A 17,772-nucleotide genomic window follows, 5' to 3' on the forward strand; every position below is an offset into this window, starting at 1 on the left:
GTTAGCTTCTATTCAATCAATTTTTGATCATAAGTTCCACCATAAACCATTCCGGAGCCATAACCATAACCGTAATTATTTTTACCAAAACCCCTTTGGGCAACCGCATTAAAAACAATTGCCGGATTAGGGAGATTATTCAGCTTAATGTTTTCATCTATCCGCTCTACAAAAACCTTCGGCGTGTAGGCATGCCTTACTACAAACAGGGTTGCATCACAAATGGGCGCTAAAACATAGGCATCAGAAACCGGCCCAACAGGCGGAACATCTACAATTATAAAATCGAATAGTTTATCTAAATAGTTCAAAAGCGTTGCTGCCCGACCATTCAAAATGAGTTCTGCAGGGTCTGCTGGCAACTTACCAGTAAGTAGAAGGGATAGATTTTCATCTACCAGCGAAGGTTGGATGATGTCGCTTTCTGAAACTTTGCCTTCCAGATACTCAGAGATTCCGATGCTTTGCCGAATATTAAATTTGTGGTGCAGCGTAGGATGGTTCAAATCAAAATCCAGTAAGGCTACCTTTTTGCCTGTCATGGCCAGGGTAACGGCCAGGTTAGATGCCACAAAACTCTTACCTTCCCCGGCAATTGCAGAAGTAACCATAACACGTTTGTTTTTCTTTCCGATACCAAGAAAATGAAGTGTTGTACGCAGGCTTCTAAACTGCTCGGCAATTAATGTACGCTGCTGAGAACCGATAACAATATGATTTTTTGTTTGATTGGTGCTGATTTCGGCAATAACAGGCAGTGCTGTGAGTGATTTTATTTCACTTTGGAACATTACATTTCTTCGCATACCCTCTTTAACGGATACGAAAGCAATGCCTAAAATACCCGCACCAAAAACCGCAGCAAGCAGAACCATTTTTCTTTTCGGGCTCACCGGAAACTCAGATGATTCCGCACTGCTGATAATTTTATTATCTGTTCCATTGGTTATGTAAGAAAGTGCCGTTTCTTCTTTTTTCTGCAACAGAAAAGTATAAATTCCACTTTTTATCTGTTGCTGGCGATTAATATCAACCAGATTACGTTCGGTTTCTGGCATGGCTTGCAAAACAGAAGAATAGTTGCTCGTTGTACTGGCAAGGTTATTACGGCTTGCAGAAAGACTGCTACGCTGGTTCTTTAAATTTTGTAGTATTTGCGGTTTAATTTTGTTTATCTGATCTACATAGGAAACAACCATAGGGTTATTTTCGCCGGTTGTTTTGCGTAAACTTTCGGCAGTTAACTGTAGCTCATAAATATCTTTAACCATTTGAGAGAGCCCAGGGTCGTTAATTCCGGCTGTTGATGGAACAATGCCCCCGCTAAGGTCTTTAGATTTTACATAGCTTTCTATTTGATTAAGTACCGATAGCTGCATGTTTATTTCGCCAACTTTCTGGTCGTTCACGCTAACATTTTCGAGGTACAATCGTCCCTGCGTTCCAACATCAACTGCTCCCCTTTCCGATCGGTAATTTTGAAGTTTACTTTCGATATCGAGTAACTCCTTTTCTACAGACATCAGGCGTTTGTTTATAAACTCCTGCGTATTCGCAGCGAGCAAATTATGTTGCTCAATGGCAGAGGCGCTGTATACATGCAAAATATCATTCAAAATATCCTCGGCTCTTCGCGGGTCTTGATCCAGTAACGAAATGTTGAGTATTGTAGAGAGTTTGTTGGCTTCTGTAACCTTTATGTTTTGCATAATTGAGGCAACAACTTTTTTTGGTGATGTTAAAGCGAAGCTAAAACTGCCTTCATTGTCAGCATTGTAACTTGGGTTTAACCTGAACATAATTGTGCCATAGGGCATGTTCAACCATCGGTCGAAAGGATATATTTTACCGTCGATAACGACCTTCCCTCCTTCTATTTTAAATGTTGTCTTTTTTATTGGTGTTAAAGTATTTGGATTTTGAACAATCACTTTTAACGGCGCATTTTTATACATCACCGTGCTCGATAAACCATCTTTAATGTAAACAGAAGAATAAAGTCCGAGGTCTTCTACAACCTTGTAGATCACCGGGTTTGATACGATAACTTCCCTTTCATTATCCACAGTTTGCTTCGAACTTAAGTTTGTCGACATTGGTTCATCAGCTTTAACTTCGGTGTCGCCTTTGCGTTCGTTAATTAAAATTCTGGCATTTGCTTCATAAACGGGTGGCGTCATCTTCACATAAATGAGTGCAGCAATTACAGACAGGATAAACAACCCTAAAAACAAGGGCCAATACGGTAATAATTTGAAAACTATATGCCCTCTAGATGCTCCAGCACTATTCGGTTCCGCGGGTTTTCTTATAATATTCATAACTTATTTTGCAATACGGTCTATAATAATTGCCCCGAAAGACAATGCACTCAGTAAAATCGGAATCAAGGTTGAGCTTCGGGTTGAGCTGGCTACTTTTGCTTTGTTAGCTTCCACGTAAACGATATCGTTCGATTTCAAGTAGTAATAATCTGATGTAAAAATCTCGCTCGTGTTCAGGTTGATGCGCTTAATTTTTTTTACGCCATCTTCTTCCCTGATAACCATCACATTGTCTTTTTTGCCATAAATGGTTATGTCTCCAGCCAAACCTAAAGCCTCCAGCAGCGATATTCTTTCGCTTGGAACATTCACCACTGAAGGCCTGCCCACTTCTCCTAATACCGAAACCTTAAAGTTTAGTTGCCTAACAATTACAATTGGATCTACAAGCAGCTTTTTGTTTAGTAATTCTGAAGTGATTTTTTCCCGGATTTCGTTCGTTGTTAGTCCAGTAATTTTTAACGTTCCCAACACCGGAAACTGAATGTTGCCTTCATCACTTACCAAGTACCCCGGCGACTGCAGATTTGCACCCGTAACGCTGCTCGAACTTACATATGAATTATTTGGCTTGTTGAATATTTCTGTCGCAGCCGGATTTAGACTGGTAACAGCAATACTTAAAATATCATTAGGCTGGATAACGTTTTTTGAAGAAAGGTTACTGGCCTTTAAAACCGCGTCTTGTTGATTGTTAAAATAGACCGTGTTTTTAGAAGTTGAACAAGAACTCAAAATTAAAAAAGACAGAAATAATAAAATGATAGTGCAAGAGTTTATGCGCAGGGAATTTTGCTGGTATTTTAACATATAATATTTTTAATTAATTTATAATCAAATAGTTAACTATTTTTTTATTACTTTTGTTATACAGTTCATCTGTCGCATAGTTTACAATTACCGACCTTATACGTTTTTTTTAACGTCTTAGTTTTAATACAAGGACTTAAAAAATTGCTTTTTTAATATTTAGCGATTTAGCGCAAAAAATCGCTTTTCAATTTTATTTCTATGAAAAAAATTTGGATGGTTGCAGCGTTTTTAATAATCTATATCTCCTGTACAAAATCTGTATTGCTTACTGATGTACAAGGCACTGATGGAAATGGCGAAGCGCTAAACCTTAACTTTTCTTCTTATAACTTAAAAGGCGATGGCGTTACTGACGATACCGGGGCTTTACAAAAACTGATGAATGACTCCCCGAACGTTTACCTCAAATCCGGCACCTATATCATCAACAGCACAATTAATTTAAAAGCAAATACAAAATTATTTGGCCAGCCTGGAACCGTTATAAAAGCCGGCAAAAATATGACAGGCACACTCCTAACAAACGGACGATATATTTTTGCTGAAAAGTCTGATTACGCTGTAATTGAAAACATCACATTTAGCCAATCCGACACACCCTTTGCTTTTGGCGAGTGGAATAATTCGTGTATTTTTTTATTGAATACGAGCAATTTCAGGGTAGCGAAGTGCCTGTTTGATTTCCATCTGGCGTACAATTCCTTGGGCATGGAAGCCGTCTGGATATCCGGAAGTGGTTCAAAGAATAACATTATCCTGAAGAACCAGGTGCGTACGCTTGGCGTTCGATACGCAGAAAATGGCGCAGATTCTACAAGTGTTGAAGCCAATGTTTTTACTAACGCTTACGCCAATGCGCTCTCCGCAACGGGTAATAATGAAATGGATAAAATTTTAGGATGCAAGGTCATCGACAATCAAATCACAAACGCAGGGCGGATGGGCATAGAAGACTGGGGAAATACGCAGGGAAGCGTAATTCAGGGAAATCATATTTCCGGTACCGGAAAAGATGCAAAACAAGCGGTTGACGGAATCGCACTCTCGGCTGTTGGCGTTCAACCTGCTGTACTGAAAAACACCATTGATAATGGAGAAGTTTACGGGATTGAAGTTCGGGGAAATTATGGTGCAACAGTTAACGGCAACAATATATCATCTAACACAAAGGTTACAGGCATCATCCTGAATTATACATTTCCCGCCCCCGCTCCAAATTTAAATGCTTGTGTAGTTTCAGGAAATAAAATTTCAGGCGGGAAACTTGGCTTACACATTTTTGGCGATTATGAATCGAATGCCAAAATCAGTGGTAATAGTTTTTTAAATGTGTTGGTTAAAGGTATTAGTATCGAATCTGGAGCGAAGGATTATAAGATAATAATTGATAAGAATAGATTTGAATTCTCTACCCCAAATACGGAAGACCGCTCTGCGATTTTTACATACACAAAATATCCTCCATCAACTGCCAACCAGATTGTTACCATGTCCGCTGACACGATTAATTTTACGCCACCATCTGCAAGTGGAAAAGGTGTCGACTTTGGCATAATCGTTAGAACAGACCACACCACAATTGAGAACCTTCAATTGCAGGCAAACGGGAATAGAAATGCCAGCGGCGTACCGGTAAATGCAATTACCGCTCTTGGCGCCAAGCCTGTTGATGTAACCATGTTTAACAATATCGTTATGGGCGGCCTGGTAGATTTAAATGGCTTTGTTTTCCCTAAACTTAATGGCAATAAGTTTAGCAATTAAATTTTCAAATATGATACCCATGAATTAAAACATATCGAGCCTCATTAAAACTTAAAAAAAAACAAAATCTATGCGTGAGAACCAGTTAAAACTCAAAAATACTTAAATAAGAATTCTCTATTTTTTAACCAATAAATCCAATCCTATGAAAACTAAAATGATGTCCATCCTACTACTAATGTTTTTTTACATTTCAGTAGAAGCTGTGCCGACCTTAAAAACCGGAAAAAAGGCAAAGCCAAAATCTGCAAAGGTTAACCTTGCTACGATCGCTAATTTAACAAAGAATTTAGAATATGCGTTCGATAAACCTGCCGTAAGAGATGCCTATTATAAGCAACTCGATCAGCTGGCAAAGGCTGTTATTGATGATAACTATGCCGTTTCGTTAAAGGGACATGCTGATGCGATAGGTGCATATAAATACAACTGGGTTCTATCCGACCAGCGGGCAATAAATGTAAAAAACTACCTGATAAGCAAAGGCGTTAAGGAAGATCGCATTGTAACCACTCCTTTTGGAAGCACGGTGCCGATTGCCACGAATAAAACATCAGAGGGGCGACAAAAAAACCGTAGAGTAGAAATTGCGCTCAAGAAAATTTCTTAAAAATAACTTTCCCTTCAGCATCAAAGGGACCAATTTTTCCTTTGATGCTGTACCATGCTAAAATCGAGTACTTTTGCGGTTTCATTTCTGAAGGATACGCTCATCAATGAGGTTTAGAATTTCATCATCAAGTTTTTCATCGAATTTCCTTGCAAATAATGCATCCGTTTTTAATATCGCTCCAAAATCAGATTTCGTGATTGTTTTTGGGTGGGCAACCTGGTTACTCTCCCAAATGATAAAATGTTTCTCGACATTTTCTACGCTATTCAACAATTTTTTATCAGTTGCATTGCCGATTAGCATGTGTACAAATAACTCATCAGCAACGAAAGTATTTTTGTGGAATTCTAAGTACTCCGGATGGTTTTTAACGAAGTTTAAAATATAGTCCAGAAAATACATATCTAAAATAAACCAGGTTGAACCTGTAAAGGGTTTCATACCCAAAGGAATTTTCCTCCGCAGCCATGGTATTCCGGAGGCTAAAAAATTGACTGTTCTGGAGCAGAAAAGCTCGTACCACTTATCTCCAAAGTAATACTTATCTACTCGGTAAAGGCCACCACGGTCGCTCCCGGGCCATTTTTGGTAATTTGGAATAGCAAAAAAATCTATGAAAACAGAATAATTGGAATGCTGGAAAAAGTGATCAATTTCTTCATTACTTTTAATAGGGTAATCCTGACCGCTCAGTAAACAGATTCTATCGAACGGCAATTGAGAAGTTTTAATTGCATGAAAGCCGGCTAAAAGTGGTTTAATAATTCCGGTTTTTCCCCATCTCGAGTCGAAACGTTCGATGTATACAACCTTTTCGCCAAACTTATCAAGGCATTTGAAAGCATTTGAATCGGCTTTTTTATCTAGATGAATAAAAAAATAAGAAAAATTATCGTTTAGCCTTTCAATTAACCGACAAAGCTGAGCCGGAAGCTTATGGGCCATTATGATATAGGCTTTTTTCATATAAGCAGACGTTTTTAGGAATTAGTTACAGACGATTAGGCCCAAATCCTAAAAATAAGCTTAGTAAATGACCGGGTTGTTTCGAGAACATAGCCCAATTGTAAAAAGTTTAAAAAATTTAAGACTAATTAATTACCCAAGGAGATTGGATGCCGGAAATTAATGGCTTGCCTTTCGAATTAGTTGCCGATTGGTAAATTAAAACTGAAAACGGAGCCTTTTCCTACTTCACTTTCAGCCCAGATTGCGCCCTTGTGCATTTTGATAATTTCAGAAGAGACATAAAGACCTATTCCAAAGCCTGAAATAAGATTATTGTTTTCAACCCTATAAAACCGTTCAAAGATTTTGCTTAGGTCATCAGCCTTTATGCCAATACCTTCATCCCAAACACTAAATTTTACTTCATTTGGGAGGGCGACACAAGATACCTGGATAAGGGAACCGGGTTTAGAATATTTTACCGCATTCCCTATCAGATTTACTAAAACCTGGCCAATCTTTAACCTGTCTGCGCTAACAAACTGACTTTTAACGGAAGCGAAGATAAACTTATGCGTTGTGTAAAGCATTTTCGTTTCCTCCTTTACCTCTTCTATAAGCTCAGCGACATCAAAGGGCGTCGTTTCGATGATTATTTTAGCCGATTCAAGTCGTGAAAAATCAAGAAACCCGTTAATCATATCTGTCATGCGCTTTGTTTGCTGTACAGATTTCGAGATGGCTCTTTGACTTACATCATCAGGATTTTCTTTTGCCCGTATTTCCAAAAGTTGCAGGTACGCTGAAAGAGACGTTAAGGGAGTTTTAAGTTCATGACTCACCATGCCCATAAAATCGTTTTTCCTGATTTCCTCCATCTTTTGGTCAGTAATGTCCATAATTACACCGGTAAATCCTGACACTTCCCCATTCGGTTCCGCAATGCGGTTACCAATGGCCCGCAACCACCGCAATTTATTGTCGTGCAGCCCAATAACAGGATATGTAACGTCGAAATCTCCTAGGCTATAGATAGCATGCTCTAACTTTCCGGCAATCAAATCCCTGTATTCATCAGTAATTTGAGCCAAAGCTTTTTCTAAAGTCAGGTCATCATCCGGCAGGTAGCCAAAAAGTTCTTTCAACCTGGAATCTGTAACAAATTGCAATGTTTTGGGATGAATATACCAGGTACCGAAATTTGCTGCTTCTATTGCCTGGCGAAGCGCCAACTTCCCTTCTTCGATGGTTTGTTGAGCGGAGATTAAATTGGCGTTTGCTTTAGCGAGGTCTTCATTAATCGCGAGAATCTCTTCGTTTGACGCACTCAACTCCTCATTTACTGCAGCGAACTCTTCGTTTATGGCCTGTAAACGTTCCGCACTTTGTTTCAGTTTTTGCTCCCATTGGTCGCGTTCTGTAACGTCTCTTGTCGTTCCGGAAACGGCAACTACTTTACCTTCCTCATCAAAAACAGGATTCAAAATATAATCGTACAATCTTCGTCCTAAGGTTGCATGCTGGAAAGCCACTTCTCCACGGATAGATTTTCCTGTGGTTTTAATCGTGTCAATTTCCTGCTGATGCATTTCTGCATGCCATGGTTCGTAGCCGTTTTCGAGAAGTCCTTTCCCAACGGCCTCATCCCAGGTTTTGCCCCACATTTGTAAAAGCGCCTGATTTGCATAAGTGAATCGGTAATTCAAATCGAAAACATACATTAAATCGGGCGTGCCGGAAATTATGGTTTCATATGTTCGCTTTTGTTGTTCGAGAATTTCTCGCGAATTTTTGAGAGACTGTTCGGCCAGCTTTCTTTCGGTAATGTCTGAAGCAACACCGAACCACTCTTTTATTTCACCCTTATCATTTAATATGGGTACAGCTCTGGAGAATGTCCAGCCAACAGTTCGGTCGGCCTTTAGAACCCTGTGCTCAAGCTCTAGAACGCATTTATTCTTTATGGCTTCGGCGATTGCGTTGTCAACTTTTTCGATGTCCTCAGGGTATACATTTCGTTTTTTCCAATCCGCAGTTGGTTCAGTTACATCGGACAAAAATCCACGGCCATCCAGCTCGTACATGATGCTCCAATCGGGATTGAAACTGTAGACGACGCCAGATATAGCAGTTGACAACGCCTTAAAACGACGTTCAAATGCATCAGGTGAATTCATGTTATGTGTAAACTTATCCATAGGCGAATTTTGAATACTATTTTTTGAAACGGAAAACTCCCTGATTTGTTTGAAATTCGTTGTAATTCAACACCGGTATCGCTTTTAATCCCGTTAGACGAAATAATTAAACCTAACCGAGAAGCCCTTAATCATACCCAAAAGAAATACTTACGGCAAAAAACACAGATGGTTGCTTTTGGCCTGTATCTATAAGACGATTTTTAAAACCGGGATGCGTAAAACTTTGTTTTCAAAGAAATTTAATCCAAAAAATCATGACAGATCCAAAAGAGAAAAAAGAAGAACAGCAAGTGCAGGGCGACAACGAAAATGTTCAAGGTGATGACCAGTCGAATTGGAATGAAAACCAACGGGTTGATGAGGAAGGAAATGAACTGGACCCGGAAGATATTAAATAACAGTATTTGCACATTCCCGCAATTCCCGTTAAAATTAATAAGACCTGATTACTCTTTCAATTTAAGCCATAAGGCGCCATAAGGCTCTAAATTTAGATGCTCTGTGTTTAAGGTTGCGTTAGTTGGGCCGAATAAATTAATTGCCTGCTTTTGGAGATTCAAGGCGAACTGTTGCTTTTTTGCCGTAAAGTTATGTATAGCTATAAGTCCATTTTGGTAAGAAATAGCCAATATTGCGTTGTTCCGGCAATCGAGAATCTGCCAGTTTGCAGTTCCAATCTCCGGGCATTTTTTTCTAATTGAAATCAGCTTCTTAATGTGGTTTAACAGTGAAGACTTTTCACCTTCTTCTGTTTCCACGTTGATAGTTTTATAGCTATAATTACCCATTGAAATTACCGGCCTGAAAGTGTGTTTCGAAGTACTGAAACCAGCATTTGGCGAAGTGTTCCATTGCATCGGTGTCCTAACCGAAAGGCGCTCAGGTAAAGTTAAGTCATCTCCCATCCCGATTTCCTCACCGGAACGTATTACCGGCGTACCCGGAAGCGAATATAGCAAGCTATAGGCCATTTTCAACTTTGCAGGGTTACTGAGCATTGGTGCAAGCCTACGCCTTATGCCCCTATCGTAAAGTTGCATGTTGTTCTCGGGACCGAGTTTGCTGTACACCTTATTGCGTTGCATTTTATTAAGCCTGCCAAGATCTATCTCATCGTGGTTTCTCAGGAAAAATGCCCATTGAGAATCAGCGGGCTTTTCTTTGGTATCCATTAATGCCTTCGCAAAATGCGCAGGATTTTCATCCGCCAGTGCATAAAAAAGATACTGATTTGCGTAAAAATTAAACATCATTGATAAACGCTGTCCTTTCGCCCCGAAATAGTCTTCGTTTTCTGTCGGTTCTACATTTGCTTCTCCAAGTAACAAGGCATCTGGGTCGATTGATTTTACGGCATTAACCAACGAATCGAGCACACCGAACATGTGCTGAGGATTTTCAGCGCCGGATTCTGGCACGTCAATTATAAAGGGTACAGCATCAAGCCGAAAACCTTTAATGCCCTTTGCACTCCAAAACTGTAGTATTTTAACGGCCTCCCGCTGCACTTCCTTATTTTGGTAGTTTAAGTCGGGCTGAAAATTGTAAAAGCGGTGGAAATAATATTTTTTAGCAATTTCATCATAGGTCCACGTTTCAGTTTGCACCCCTTCAAAAGCCATTCCTTTATCAAAATCTTTCGGTTTTTTTGAACTCCAGCTATACCTTGAGCGGAATTTACCGGTACTATCAGAGCGGGAAGCTTTAAACCAGGGATGCGCTATGGAGGTATGGTTCAACACCATGTCCATCACAATTTTAATTTTGTGAGATTTTGCAGCCGCCATAAAACGTTCAAAATCTGCCATGGAGCCAAATCGCTTATCAATGCTGTAATAATCACTAACATCATAACCGTCATCCATGTCTGGCGATGGTTGAAAGGGAGAAAGCCAGATTACATCGACGCCGAGGGAAGCTAGGTATGGCAGCCTGGAAATTAAACCATTGAAATCGCCCGTGCCATCTGCGTCGCTATCCTGGTAACTGTCTACATCAAGGTTGTAAATGATGCTGTTGCTGTACCATTTCGGAACAATTTCGACGGGTTCTCTAGTATCATCTTGTTTGCAAGCGTTTAAGCTAACGGTTAAAGCTGTAGTAAAATAGAAAATGAGGGGCCTTATCCAGCTTTTAAGTTTCGATTGTGGCATAGCAGAACTTAGTTAGTTGCTGAGTCAACTTTTTTCTTTGGATACTTTTTAATCGCTTTAGGTTTGACCGTCTTAGCTTTTAAGCTATCGGGTTTTGGCCATTTATTTGCTTTTTTACTATACTTATTTGCTTTTGGCACACTTTTCTGAAGCAAAGTATCGTTCGTAGTGCGCTGGTTGGTACCGGTTGGCACCTGGCCAAAAGCAACGAATGTTAATGCTGAAAACAGTAACGTTAAAAAATGCATTTTCATAATTTCCAAGATTGTAATGTTCTCCAATTATCCCTTTTAAAAAAACCCTTCAATTTTTAGAAAGTTTATAAAATGTTAATCGAGGTGTTTAATCTGCACGAAAAACTACGGCGCTTCTTTCTTCAACCATAAATTCTTCGCCCGCCAATACAACCTTTGAAGCCGGCACTGCTGTTGAACTTTGCATAATAATTGCCCACTTGGCAGGGTATAAATTATTCGGCAATTTGAAGCTGAAACGCTGATGGCCCGGATTTACAATGATAAAGAAGTGGCTGTCCATAATGTCTGCGCCTTCTGCAGTTTTTCCCTGTATGCCAGCACCATGAAGAAAAATCCCGAGACAGGAGTCATCGTCCGAGGTCCAATCCTCTGGCGTCATTTCTTCGCCATCAGACTTAAACCAGCCAATATCCAGCAATCCATCTTCATCAATTTTATCGCCAACAATCCATTCTTTCCTGCTCAGGCTCGGGTGATTTTTCCGTAAAGCAATAAGCCCTGCGGTAAATTCGATAAGCGATTTGTCGGCGGTTTCCCAGTTAATCCATGAAATTTCATTATCCTGGCAGTAAGCATTATTATTGCCCTGTTGAGTTTTTCCCAGTTCATCGCCTGCAACAAGCATCGGAATGCCCTGCGAAAGCAACAGGGTCATCAACAGGTTCTTCTTCTGTTTTAAACGCAGACTTTTAATGCCTTCATCAGCTGTTTCGCCTTCTACACCACAATTCCACGAATGATTTTCTGATTCGCCATCATTATTATCTTCCCCATTTGCAAGGTTGTGTCTTTCATTGTAGCTCACCAAATCGTGAAGCGTAAAACCATCATGGGCAGTTATAAAATTAATGCTGGCCGTTGGCCTGCGGTAATCTTTCATGTATAAATCAGGACTACCCAAAAAACGTTGCGCAAATTCTCCAAGTGTATGTTTTTCGCCTTTCCAAAATCTCCGCATCAAATCGCGGTATTTACCGTTCCATTCTGCCCATCCCGGAGGAAACTTACCAACCTGATAACCACCTTCGCCCAAATCCCAGGGTTCAGCAATTAATTTTACCTGCGAAATAATAGGATCCTGATGGATAATATCGAAAAAAGCACTTAACCTGTCCACATCATGTAAACCTCGGGCCAGCGTAGATGCGAGGTCGAAACGAAATCCGTCTACATGCATTTCTTCTACCCAATACCGCAGACTATCCATGATAAAACGAAGCACATTTGGCATTCTCGTATTTAGCGAATTACCGGTTCCGGTATAATCAGTATAATAACGCATGTTACTGTCTTCCAAACGATAATAAGTTTGATTATCAATTCCCTTAAACGATAAAGTGGGCCCTTTTTGGTTGCCTTCGGCGGTATGGTTGTATACAACATCCAGTATAACCTCTATACCATGAGCATGCAAGGCTTTCACCATTTCCTTAAATTCGTTTACCTGCTCGCCGTTAGTGCCGCTCGCTGAGTATTTGGCATCAGGAGCAAAAAAACCGATGGTATTGTAGCCCCAATAATTATCCAGTCCGCGGTCAATCAGATGTCCATCAGAAATAAACTGATGTATCGGCATGAGTTCAACTGCGGTGATTCCTAAAGCTTTGAGGTACTCCAAACTTGCCGGATGGGCGATACCAGCATATGTTCCTCTAAGCGGTTCCGGAATTAGCGGATTTAACTTACTGAAGCCTTTTACATGAAGTTCGTAAATTACAGTTTCATGGTAAGGAATATCTAAAAACTTATCTTTCTCCCAATTAAAAGCGGTATCTATCACTACCGATTTGGGCATAAACGGAGCGCTATCTGCTTCTGAAAAAGTCAAATCTGCCTCCTCGGCGTTAAGCGAATAACCAAATACTGCTTCATTCCAGATTAGCGCTCCAGAGATGGCTTTTGCATAAGGATCAATCAGCAGTTTATTACGATTGAACCGTGCGCCATTTTCGGGTTCATAAGGACCATTAACCCGATAGCCGTATTTTTGTCCGGGGTTAATTCCTTCGAGATAAGTATGAAAAATATCATGTTCGCGTTCGAGCAGTTCTACAACATAAACTTCATTTCCAAAATCATCGAAGAGGCAAAGATTTACGCCTTGAGCATTTTTCGCAAAGACTGAAAAATTTGTTCCTGTTCCATCCCATGTTGCGCCCAGTGGATACGGGCGCCCGGGCAGTTGAATGTAAGTCTGCATCTGGCTAGTATCGTTTATGTTTTAGTGTGAGCAAAGAAAACATAAGGCCGGTACACAAGGTTTTCTGCAGTGAAGAGTTCAGGTAAAAACACACCTTAAAACGTATTTTTACGTTTTTAAACGTAAAAAACCGAAGCCGAACTGAGAATTTACAGCCTGAAAACCAGGCAGGTTTTCTACCTCAACCATCACTTCTTTATCTTTAAACAAATTGATACCTTAAGCTGTTTTTAGTGAAACCAAAGCCAAATAGACATGAATCGGAAAAGAATTATTGTAGTAGAAGACGACCTTGTTTTGCTGGAAACCATTCAAGATGTACTAAACAGCAACGGCTATGAATGCCTTGGATTGTACGAAACCGAGAATATATTTGCTAGGATGGAGCAGTTTAAGCCAGATTTATTTTTTGTAGATTACATGTTGCCTGATTGGAATGGCGGCGAACTATGCGGAGCAATACGTGGAATAGATGTTTTTGAACATACACCAATTATAATTATGTCGGCTTATGCCAAAATCATCTCGCCAATGAAAGAGTACGGCTGTAATGCCGTTTTAGAGAAACCCTTCAATGTAAAAGATTTACTGTATATCGTTAAATCAATGCTGGATACCCCTGTAATTAATAGTGGCTTACTGCCGAAAATAAAAACCTTAGTTAAAGGAAAATCATCAAAGTAGCGGAAAAAATGTTCCGTCGATGCCCAGCTAAAAATCGACCCGCAGAAAGCTAAGGTGTAGCTTTACCTTTGTGTTCCCAATGATCTTTTAGTACGTGGCCATCCTTATCAACAACGAGTCGTCTTGCATACCGCTCGCCCCGTATCTTTCCATTTTCATCTTTTACACCCATAAACAATAAAATAGCGTTACCTTCCGAATCTGCTTTCACCGCCAAATCATACCTGGCAAATTTCAGTTCAGTAAGGGCTTCCGGTTCATATTTCTTCCGCAAAATCTTAAGTACAGGTTCGTTCAATTTCATACTTCTATTTTATACTTTTTTTACAGTGCGTGGTTATGCAACAAACGGTGATACTTATCGAAAATATCAGAACCGTTTGTAAAGTTAATTGAGTTCAATTTGGAGACTTGCCGCTATTTCGGCGTGTTTGTACTAACCGAATCATTAGTTTTCGATGTTGTATCACTACTTGGAGACACATCCGTATTATCTCGTTTTGTCTTTACGGTATCACTAAGTTCCGGATTCACTTCTGATTCGGTGTGCTTTTCAGGGTCGTTTACACAAGCCATTGTAAAAACGATTCCAAGTGCACAAAGGCAGATTGCTAACTTTTTCATATCTCATTTTCTTTTGAAAACACAGCCTAAATGCCAAAAGTTTATAAATTCTTAATAATCGAATCGTGAGCCGCAAGCAGTTTCTGCTTCAAAATTTTAAACCTTTCTTAAAACAGAAATGTTTTTTAGGTTAACAAACTCAAGGATTATGAAAAAGATGATTTTTATAGTATTTGCCTTCGCATTCACAAGCCTCTGTTCATGCTCGTCAGAAAGTGGGCAGAAAGCGGATAAAGATTCTGCCAGGAAAGACACAACAACATTGGATTCTTTTGGAGGTGATGGCACAGCGAAGAGCAAGATAGGCACCACAACTGATAGCACCGTTATGGGGACGCCACCCGAAAAACAAAATTGACATGCACATTAGTCCCTCAATTTAGGCCGTTAACCTTTAAAAAAAATGTATTATGAACCAAGATGAACAAGCAGAAAAACTGCCAGGTGGTGAGTCGAAAACACCAGTTAGACCACCTTCAGAAAATATTATTGAAGGTGCGGGAAATGATGATCAACTAAAGAAAATGCAGCAAAATGCGAAAGAAAACCCGGTAAATGAGGATGCAGAAGTCGGGACATCGCCAGCCGCTTATCCCGGACCAAAAAAAGGTGACTAATTTAGAAGGTTCTTACCTGTTTTAGTATTTTGAAGCTTGGTGTTGTATCCTTTGCTTAGGTCAAGGTCTTTTTGTTGCTTCCTGTAACGAGCATTATTTGCCGGGTTTGATACCAGGCATCAGCTATCCGGAGGAAGGTTAAGCTGAATCATTTTTAAATTTCCGGCAGAAATTAATGCTCCTGCAAAAAGCAAACAAAGAGCAGTTTTTTTAGGAAAAGATTAAAATGAATTTACAGAACTTAATCGGTTTAGGTAAGGACCTAACCATTTTACAGATGACTTTGCGTGCCGTGTTGGCATTTATAATCGCATATACTTTAATACGAATTTCGGGAAGGCGGTCATTTGGACTTCACGGCCCTATGGATAACATAATCGTGATATTATTGGGAGCCATTTTAAGTCGCGGTGTGGTGGGCGCCTCCCCATTTTTACATGTAATCGTTGCAAGCATCGCAATTGTTTCTCTACACAGGGGCGTAGGAAGGCTCATGAGCATCTACCCAAAGTTTGGTGATTTTGCCGAAGGACAGAAATTTACACTGTTCGAGCATGGAAAATTTATCCACACGAATATGAAACGGGCCTTAATAGGCGAAGAGGAAATTATGCACGCAATCAGAAAAAATCTTCTAACAGAAAGTACAGACCAGGTTAAGAAAATTTATATGGAACGAAATGGCGAGATTAGCATTGTGAAAAAACATACTGACAGTTAACCCGCCATTAACTGTCGGCACCCTAAAAATATTGCTGAAAACCAATTTCTTTCTCAATGTATTTCCTTACAATCTTATAAAGCACGCTGAGGTCGAAGGGCTTTTTAATGTAGTCATCGAAGCCCTTTTCTTTGTACTCAAAGTTTATCCGGGCGTTACAGCTTAAAGCCAGCACCGGCAACCAAGGAAACGCCGTTTTAATAAGCCTGCAAGCCTCAGCAGAATCTGTGCCGTTTAAACGATAATCCAGTAAGACAACCTGCGGACGAAATTCCTGGATCACGGCCAGTAAATCATCGTAAAATAATCTTCCATGCACATCAAAGTTTTCTGTTTGTAGCGCAATTGTTAAAACATCCAAAATTGATGGATCCGTTTCTTGAAGAAGGATTTTTTGCATGGCCCTATTCTGTTGCTGTTAAATTTAAAGGAAAACATCTACCATAAATTGCATCACAAGCATAATAAGGTAGTTCTCTTTTCGATTTAGTATTTATACGCAGGGCAGAGCGTAAATTTTTGAATACAAACCAACGTCAGTAGCAAAAAAATAATCCTTTACACAAACACAAAACAAGTTTCGATTTATAAGGGTTTTTCATCTAGAACTAGCCAAAACTGCATGAAAACGAAAAAAAACGATTGCCCTGTACCTAGCGGAAAATTATTCATTATTGGTGGTGCCGAAAATAAATCGGAAATCCAGGAGGAAGTGGATACAAACAAAACGGTGTTAGGCGAATTCATTTCTATTTGTAAAAAATCGCCGGTTATCGAAGTGATAACCACGGCAGGAACGGAAGACGTTGAGGATACTTTTTCTACATACGCCCGCTGCTTTACAGACCTCGGTGCAAAGAGCGTTAATCAAATTCACCACGACTCGCGGCCGGCCGATGATGCTGAACTTTTGCAAAGGATTGATGCAGCCGATGCCATTTTTTTTTCTGGTGGAGACCAGTTAAAACTGACAGCTACATACGGCGGCACAGCCTTTATAACAACGATAAAAGAAAGGTATATCCACAACCAGCTCGTAATTGGCGGTACAAGCGCCGGGGCCATGGCCATGTCTACACCAATGATTTTCGAAGGGAGCGGACAACGGGAAATGATTGCTGCCGCGGTTAAGATTACGACTGGTTTTGAATTTTTAAAAGACGTTTGTATTGATACCCATTTTGTTCATCGGGGCAGATTTGTTAGAATGGCTCAGGTTATCGCTACCAACCCAGCTTCAATAGGCATTGGGATAGAAGAAGATACGGCCGTTTTGATAACTGAAGGTTTAAACGCCAGAATTATCGGCTCTGGCGTTGTACTTGTAATCGATGGCGAGAACAGTTATGGAAGCAACATTGTTAAATACAATGCCGATAAAAAAATTACCATCAGGAACCTGAATGTTTCTGTTCTTTCGGATGGTGAAGAATTTGTAATTCCCTGCAGAAACCCTCCGCATATTTAAAGGCTAAAAAGGCTCAAACTATTTAGTTCCGCTACCGAAAGCTAGCGGAACTTGGTGAAAAGTATAATTACTCGTCGTCGCTCTGAACAGAATTCGGCATGTTACCTGCATGTCCTGGATTGCCTTTTTCTGGATCTGCCCGTGCTTCTTCAGAACCGAAATCGCCTTCGCCAACCTCGCGACTTAAAAATCCCGCTTCACTTTTAACTTTATTCATTTCGCTGTTATCATTACTGCGGTGGCGTGGAACTTGATTGTCTGGCATATTTGAACGATCGGCAGAGTTTTCTGCTTCTTTATCGCCCAGGTTTTGATTTTTATCTTCTTGATTTGTCATCTCTGTTGATTTTTCTTAAAAGTGAAACACATAAAACGAATTTAAGTT

19 protein-coding genes are annotated in these 17,772 nt (G+C 40.0%); 8 read left to right on the forward strand and 11 right to left on the reverse strand.

Translation table 11 applies throughout. The features are described 5' to 3' along the window. Positions 1 to 8: 8 nt before the first annotated feature. Positions 9 to 2,321 (reverse strand): GumC family protein, encoded by a 2,313-nt coding sequence (locus AC0IWT_RS06725; RefSeq protein WP_471796534.1) that lies wholly within the window; start codon positions 2,319 to 2,321, stop codon positions 9 to 11. 3 nt (positions 2,322 to 2,324) lie between these two features. Beyond that, complete coding sequence (locus AC0IWT_RS06730) at positions 2,325 to 3,059, reverse strand: polysaccharide biosynthesis/export family protein (protein WP_471796535.1); 735 nt, start codon at positions 3,057 to 3,059, stop codon at positions 2,325 to 2,327. A 276-nt stretch (positions 3,060 to 3,335) separates the two neighbouring features. Here AC0IWT_RS06730 and AC0IWT_RS06735 point away from each other — a divergent pair, with 276 nt between their 5' ends. Together AC0IWT_RS06735 and AC0IWT_RS06740 are read left to right on the forward strand one after the other, a co-directional pair. Continuing rightward, positions 3,336 to 4,901, forward strand: a complete 1,566-nt coding sequence (locus AC0IWT_RS06735) for a glycosyl hydrolase family 28-related protein (RefSeq protein ID WP_471796536.1) — start codon at positions 3,336 to 3,338, stop codon at positions 4,899 to 4,901. A 145-nt stretch (positions 4,902 to 5,046) separates the two neighbouring features. Continuing rightward, the gene (locus AC0IWT_RS06740) at positions 5,047 to 5,511 is read left to right on the forward strand and encodes an OmpA family protein (protein WP_471796537.1); all 465 of its coding nucleotides are present in this window, start codon (positions 5,047 to 5,049) and stop codon (positions 5,509 to 5,511) included. An 81-nt stretch (positions 5,512 to 5,592) separates the two neighbouring features. Here the strand turns inward: AC0IWT_RS06740 and AC0IWT_RS06745 are convergent, their stop codons facing one another. Next, positions 5,593 to 6,480 carry a beta-1,6-N-acetylglucosaminyltransferase gene (locus tag AC0IWT_RS06745; protein WP_471796538.1) on the reverse strand — a complete coding sequence of 296 codons (888 nt, stop codon included), beginning with the start codon at positions 6,478 to 6,480 and terminating at the stop codon, positions 5,593 to 5,595. A 179-nt stretch (positions 6,481 to 6,659) separates the two neighbouring features. Further along, positions 6,660 to 8,660, reverse strand: a complete 2,001-nt coding sequence (locus AC0IWT_RS06750; RefSeq protein WP_471796539.1) for a PAS domain S-box protein — start codon at positions 8,658 to 8,660, stop codon at positions 6,660 to 6,662. A gap of 257 nt (positions 8,661 to 8,917) precedes the next feature. On the opposite strand from AC0IWT_RS06750, the gene AC0IWT_RS06755 reads away from it, so the two are divergent. After that, the gene (locus AC0IWT_RS06755; protein WP_471796540.1) at positions 8,918 to 9,061 is read left to right on the forward strand and encodes a hypothetical protein; all 144 of its coding nucleotides are present in this window, start codon (positions 8,918 to 8,920) and stop codon (positions 9,059 to 9,061) included. Between the two features lie 48 nt (positions 9,062 to 9,109). Here the strand turns inward: AC0IWT_RS06755 and AC0IWT_RS06760 are convergent, their stop codons facing one another. From AC0IWT_RS06760 to glgX, 3 genes are all read right to left on the reverse strand, one after another. Beyond that, on the reverse strand, positions 9,110 to 10,816 hold the full coding sequence (locus AC0IWT_RS06760) for an alpha-amylase family protein (protein WP_471796541.1): 1,707 nt from the start codon (positions 10,814 to 10,816) through the stop codon (positions 9,110 to 9,112). Between the two features lie 8 nt (positions 10,817 to 10,824). Further along, positions 10,825 to 11,070, reverse strand: a complete 246-nt coding sequence (locus AC0IWT_RS06765; RefSeq protein ID WP_471796542.1) for a hypothetical protein — start codon at positions 11,068 to 11,070, stop codon at positions 10,825 to 10,827. Between the two features lie 88 nt (positions 11,071 to 11,158). Next, complete coding sequence (gene glgX, locus AC0IWT_RS06770; RefSeq protein WP_471796543.1) at positions 11,159 to 13,273, reverse strand: glycogen debranching protein GlgX; 2,115 nt, start codon at positions 13,271 to 13,273, stop codon at positions 11,159 to 11,161. A gap of 255 nt (positions 13,274 to 13,528) precedes the next feature. Between glgX and AC0IWT_RS06775 the strand changes: the two genes are divergently transcribed. Further along, positions 13,529 to 13,957 carry a response regulator gene (locus AC0IWT_RS06775; protein ID WP_471796544.1) on the forward strand — a complete coding sequence of 143 codons (429 nt, stop codon included), beginning with the start codon at positions 13,529 to 13,531 and terminating at the stop codon, positions 13,955 to 13,957. Positions 13,958 to 14,006: 49 nt separating this feature from the next. Here the strand turns inward: AC0IWT_RS06775 and AC0IWT_RS06780 are convergent, their stop codons facing one another. After that, a complete protein-coding gene (locus AC0IWT_RS06780; RefSeq protein ID WP_471796545.1) occupies positions 14,007 to 14,261 on the reverse strand; it encodes a hypothetical protein in 255 nt (84 codons plus the stop codon). A gap of 113 nt (positions 14,262 to 14,374) precedes the next feature. Further along, entirely contained in the window at positions 14,375 to 14,581 is a 207-nt protein-coding gene (locus AC0IWT_RS06785) for a hypothetical protein (RefSeq protein ID WP_471796546.1), read from the reverse strand. Positions 14,582 to 14,729: 148 nt separating this feature from the next. Here AC0IWT_RS06785 and AC0IWT_RS06790 point away from each other — a divergent pair, with 148 nt between their 5' ends. From AC0IWT_RS06790 to AC0IWT_RS06800, 3 genes are all read left to right on the forward strand, one after another. Then, positions 14,730 to 14,939, forward strand: coding sequence for a hypothetical protein (locus tag AC0IWT_RS06790; RefSeq protein WP_471796547.1), 210 nt, complete (start codon positions 14,730 to 14,732; stop codon positions 14,937 to 14,939). Positions 14,940 to 14,991: 52 nt separating this feature from the next. Continuing rightward, positions 14,992 to 15,198: a hypothetical protein gene (locus AC0IWT_RS06795; RefSeq protein WP_471796548.1), complete on the forward strand. Its 207-nt coding sequence runs from the start codon at positions 14,992 to 14,994 to the stop codon at positions 15,196 to 15,198. A 226-nt stretch (positions 15,199 to 15,424) separates the two neighbouring features. After that, on the forward strand, positions 15,425 to 15,919 hold the full coding sequence (locus AC0IWT_RS06800) for a DUF421 domain-containing protein (protein WP_471796549.1): 495 nt from the start codon (positions 15,425 to 15,427) through the stop codon (positions 15,917 to 15,919). Positions 15,920 to 15,941: 22 nt separating this feature from the next. Here the strand turns inward: AC0IWT_RS06800 and AC0IWT_RS06805 are convergent, their stop codons facing one another. Then, on the reverse strand, positions 15,942 to 16,319 hold the full coding sequence (locus tag AC0IWT_RS06805) for a response regulator (RefSeq protein WP_471796550.1): 378 nt from the start codon (positions 16,317 to 16,319) through the stop codon (positions 15,942 to 15,944). Between the two features lie 222 nt (positions 16,320 to 16,541). Here AC0IWT_RS06805 and AC0IWT_RS06810 point away from each other — a divergent pair, with 222 nt between their 5' ends. Beyond that, positions 16,542 to 17,387 (forward strand): cyanophycinase, encoded by an 846-nt coding sequence (locus AC0IWT_RS06810; protein ID WP_471796551.1) that lies wholly within the window; start codon positions 16,542 to 16,544, stop codon positions 17,385 to 17,387. Positions 17,388 to 17,454: 67 nt separating this feature from the next. Here the strand turns inward: AC0IWT_RS06810 and AC0IWT_RS06815 are convergent, their stop codons facing one another. After that, positions 17,455 to 17,724 carry a hypothetical protein gene (locus tag AC0IWT_RS06815; protein WP_056871037.1) on the reverse strand — a complete coding sequence of 90 codons (270 nt, stop codon included), beginning with the start codon at positions 17,722 to 17,724 and terminating at the stop codon, positions 17,455 to 17,457. Positions 17,725 to 17,772 lie beyond the last annotated feature (48 nt).

The organism is Pedobacter sp. AC464 (genome assembly GCF_979253075.1).

Excerpts from the sequence above, each read along its gene's own strand:
- AC0IWT_RS06725 (WP_471796534.1), bottom strand. The coding sequence starts at position 2,321 with ATGAATATTATAAGAAAACCCGCGGAACCGAATAGTGCTGGAGCATCT.
- AC0IWT_RS06735 (WP_471796536.1), top strand. The coding sequence starts at position 3,336 with ATGAAAAAAATTTGGATGGTTGCAGCGTTTTTAATAATCTATATCTCC.
- AC0IWT_RS06740 (WP_471796537.1), top strand. The coding sequence starts at position 5,047 with ATGAAAACTAAAATGATGTCCATCCTACTACTAATGTTTTTTTACATT.
- AC0IWT_RS06745 (WP_471796538.1), bottom strand. The coding sequence starts at position 6,480 with ATGAAAAAAGCCTATATCATAATGGCCCATAAGCTTCCGGCTCAGCTT.
- AC0IWT_RS06750 (WP_471796539.1), bottom strand. The coding sequence starts at position 8,660 with ATGGATAAGTTTACACATAACATGAATTCACCTGATGCATTTGAACGT.
- AC0IWT_RS06755 (WP_471796540.1), top strand. The coding sequence starts at position 8,918 with ATGACAGATCCAAAAGAGAAAAAAGAAGAACAGCAAGTGCAGGGCGAC.
- AC0IWT_RS06760 (WP_471796541.1), bottom strand. The coding sequence starts at position 10,816 with ATGCCACAATCGAAACTTAAAAGCTGGATAAGGCCCCTCATTTTCTAT.
- AC0IWT_RS06765 (WP_471796542.1), bottom strand. The coding sequence starts at position 11,070 with ATGAAAATGCATTTTTTAACGTTACTGTTTTCAGCATTAACATTCGTT.
- glgX (WP_471796543.1), bottom strand. The coding sequence starts at position 13,273 with ATGCAGACTTACATTCAACTGCCCGGGCGCCCGTATCCACTGGGCGCA.
- AC0IWT_RS06775 (WP_471796544.1), top strand. The coding sequence starts at position 13,529 with ATGAATCGGAAAAGAATTATTGTAGTAGAAGACGACCTTGTTTTGCTG.
- AC0IWT_RS06780 (WP_471796545.1), bottom strand. The coding sequence starts at position 14,261 with ATGAAATTGAACGAACCTGTACTTAAGATTTTGCGGAAGAAATATGAA.
- AC0IWT_RS06785 (WP_471796546.1), bottom strand. The coding sequence starts at position 14,581 with ATGAAAAAGTTAGCAATCTGCCTTTGTGCACTTGGAATCGTTTTTACA.
- AC0IWT_RS06790 (WP_471796547.1), top strand. The coding sequence starts at position 14,730 with ATGAAAAAGATGATTTTTATAGTATTTGCCTTCGCATTCACAAGCCTC.
- AC0IWT_RS06795 (WP_471796548.1), top strand. The coding sequence starts at position 14,992 with ATGAACCAAGATGAACAAGCAGAAAAACTGCCAGGTGGTGAGTCGAAA.
- AC0IWT_RS06800 (WP_471796549.1), top strand. The coding sequence starts at position 15,425 with ATGAATTTACAGAACTTAATCGGTTTAGGTAAGGACCTAACCATTTTA.
- AC0IWT_RS06805 (WP_471796550.1), bottom strand. The coding sequence starts at position 16,319 with ATGCAAAAAATCCTTCTTCAAGAAACGGATCCATCAATTTTGGATGTT.
- AC0IWT_RS06810 (WP_471796551.1), top strand. The coding sequence starts at position 16,542 with ATGAAAACGAAAAAAAACGATTGCCCTGTACCTAGCGGAAAATTATTC.
- AC0IWT_RS06815 (WP_056871037.1), bottom strand. The coding sequence starts at position 17,724 with ATGACAAATCAAGAAGATAAAAATCAAAACCTGGGCGATAAAGAAGCA.